General features: G+C 65.6%; 3 protein-coding genes. 1 reads left to right on the top strand and 2 read right to left on the bottom strand.

Annotated features, from left to right (window positions below; all coding sequences use genetic code 11):
* Nucleotides 1–461, top strand: a 461-nt coding sequence (locus tag ACE3S9_RS17965; RefSeq protein ID WP_374547846.1) for an integration host factor subunit alpha, incomplete at its 5' end; no start/stop codon positions are given.
* A gap of 88 nt (nt 462–549) precedes the next feature.
* Here the strand turns inward: ACE3S9_RS17965 and ACE3S9_RS17960 are convergent.
* Together ACE3S9_RS17960 and ACE3S9_RS17955 are read right to left on the bottom strand one after the other, a co-directional pair.
* Nucleotides 550–1716: a L,D-transpeptidase family protein gene (locus ACE3S9_RS17960; RefSeq protein ID WP_374547845.1), complete on the bottom strand. Its 1167-nt coding sequence runs from the start codon at nt 1714–1716 to the stop codon at nt 550–552.
* A gap of 180 nt (nt 1717–1896) precedes the next feature.
* Nucleotides 1897–2725: acetyl-CoA carboxylase carboxyltransferase subunit alpha (locus ACE3S9_RS17955; protein ID WP_374547844.1), on the bottom strand; the 829-nt coding region annotated here is incomplete at its 5' end.

Genomic DNA, 2725 nt, shown 5'->3' with positions numbered 1-2725 from the left:
ATTTATTCTTTGATTTGCATTTCAGGGGAATAGGCGAAGAATCGCTGCCCGAGCCGGAGGGGTTGATGGACGCACCGCGCAACAAGAAAAGCCTGGCCAGGTCGGCGCCGCCCGAGCCGGTCAGGCCCATGAAAAACAACGGCGCAGGCAAGACCGCCACGCGCGCGGATCTGCTGGACGCCGTCTATACGGCCTGCCCCTCGCTGTCGCGAGCGCAGGCGCGCGAGCTGTTTGAAATGACCCTGGAGGAAATCGTCGCCGCCTTCCTGCGCGACGAGCCGGTCAAGCTGCGTTCCTTCGGCGCCTTCAACGTCCGCGCCAAGCGCGAGCGCATCGGCCGCAATCCGCGCAACGGCGTCGAGGCCACCATCGACGCGCGCCGGGTCCTGACCTTCAAGGCCTCGCCGACCCTGGTCGCCCGCGTCAACGGCTGGGACGCGCCGGCCAACGAAGAAGACTGAACAAACAAAAGCCGCCGGACGAGGGCGTCCGGCGGCGTTTCGATGGGGTGTGGGTCAGTTGGCGCCCCAAGTCGATCCGCGCCCGAGTTCAATTTGCCCCGATCAGCGCTGACAGGGTGCGATTGGGCGCACGCAAGGCGGATTGCTGCGCCGAGGCGACGGCCCCCGCCTGCGGCTTGGCCTTGGATTTGGCTTCCGCAGTGATCCCGGCTTCCGCCACCAGCAAGGCATTGCTCGAAGCCGTGCGGGTCTTGGCGCCGACGCGGGTCTTCGGATCGTCGAGCGCGACCTCCAGCGGCGGGGTCAAGGCGTCTGGACGGCTGACCTCGGCCACGCGATTGGCGAAGGCCGGATGCTGGGCGCCGTCCTTATAGACCAGCCGCACGGGACGCTCGCCCTTGGCGACCAGTTCCGCCACGGCGGACTCTTCGGACCGCGCGAGCGCGGCGACCTTGCTCTCCACTTCCGAATCATATTTCAGCGGCGGGCAGGGCGCGGCGGCGTCCATCGGCTGGTTCGGATCGGTCTGGGCGCCGAAGATATAATGTTTGTTACAGACATTGACCGAGACGTCCTTCCGGGTCGCCTCGAAATGGTCGTCGCCCTTCTTCAGCTCCTTCCAGAACGGCATGTTCGGGTCCAGCCGGTATTTGGCGAGATTCTGCGCGTTCATGTGGAAGGGATAGGCCTGCATCTGTATCGAGCGCTGGCCGCCGGCGAAGGAATCGCGCGCCAGCGCGTAAATGTCGGCGATCTGGGAATCGGTCATGGCGAAACAGCCGGCCGAAGAGCAGATGCCATGCACCATCACCGAACCGCCGGTCGCGCCATGGGCGCGGTCATAGGCGTTGGGATAGCCGACATTGAAGGACAGGTAATAGGAGGAGTTGGGATTCATCATCGCCGGGGTGATGGTGTAGAATCCCTCCGGCGACTGACGGTCGCCCTCATGGGTCTTGGGGCCGAGCTGGCCCGACCAGCGGCAGATCGGGAAGGTCTTGAGCAGGACATAGGTCCCGTCCGGCTTCATCTTCCAGACTTCCAGCTCCGATTCCTTCTTGAAGGCGCGGATCAGGATGGGCGCGGTGGGCGCGACGCCCTTTTCATTCATGTCGGCCAGAACCTGAGGCGAGACCGCCTGCATGGCGCGGGAATTGTCATGCGCCTGGTTGCAGCCGGAAAGCGCCGTCGCGAGGCCGAGGGCGGCGAGACTCGGGGCGATGCGGAGGCCGCGGGGGAAGAGAAGCCGGTTCATGGTGGTTTTCCGTCGATCGGCGGCGCGGGCGGCGGTCCTGCTTTCCGAAGCATGAAGGCCTGCGCCGCATTTCGTCGGAATTAAATCCATGAAGCTTTTACCTTCCATTAACAGGCGGCGCGGCTTCCGCCGCCATGGTGAAGGAACGCTTAACGCCGCCCGCTATTCGGGGCCAAAAAATCAACCCTTGCGGCCCATGGCGAGGAATTTGTCCTCGCGCAGGGAGCGCACTGTCTTGGCCGGCAGTCCGGCGAACCGGGCCAGCGCCGTTTCCATCGCCCCGCCCGCGGCCTGAATGGCGGCCGCCGGATCGCGATGGGCGCCGCCGACGGGTTCGGCGACGATACCGTCGATAATGCCGAATTTGAGCAAATCTTGGGCCGTGATCTTCATGGAGGTCGCGGCGTCCTGGGCGCGCTGCGAATCGCGCCACAGGATCGAGGCCGAGGCTTCCGGCGAGGCGACGGTATAGATCGCATGCTCCATCATCAGCACGCTGTTGCAGGCGGCGATGCCCAAGGCGCCGCCGGAGCCGCCCTCGCCGATCACCAAGGCGATATTGGGCGTGCCCAGCACGAGCGCGGATTCCGTCGCCCGCGCGATGGCTTCCGCCTGGCCGCGCTCCTCCGCCTCGACGCCGGGAAAGGCGCCGGCGGTGTCCACGAAGGACAGGACGGGCAGGCCGAAACGCTCGGCCAGCTCCATGATGCGCACGGCCTTGCGATAGCCCTCGGGCTTGACCATGCCGAAATTATGCTTGAGCCGCGTGGCGGTGTCGGAGCCCTTTTCCTGGCCCAGAATGGCGACGGACTGGCCGCGGAAGCGCCCGAGGCCGCCGATCATGGCCTCGTCCTCGGCGAAGACGCGGTCGCCGGCGAGCGGCGTGAAATCCTCGATCAGCTCACGGATATAATCGAGGCAATGCGGGCGCTGCGGATGGCGCGCCACCTGGGTTTTCTGCCAGGGCGTGAGACTGGCGTAGAGATCGGACAGGGCCTTGGCGGCCTTG

It is taken from the genome of Rhodoblastus sp. (assembly GCF_041915505.1).
Classification (GTDB): Bacteria; Pseudomonadota; Alphaproteobacteria; order Rhizobiales; family Beijerinckiaceae; genus Rhodoblastus.
This window is presented reverse-complemented; position numbering and strand designations above follow the sequence as displayed.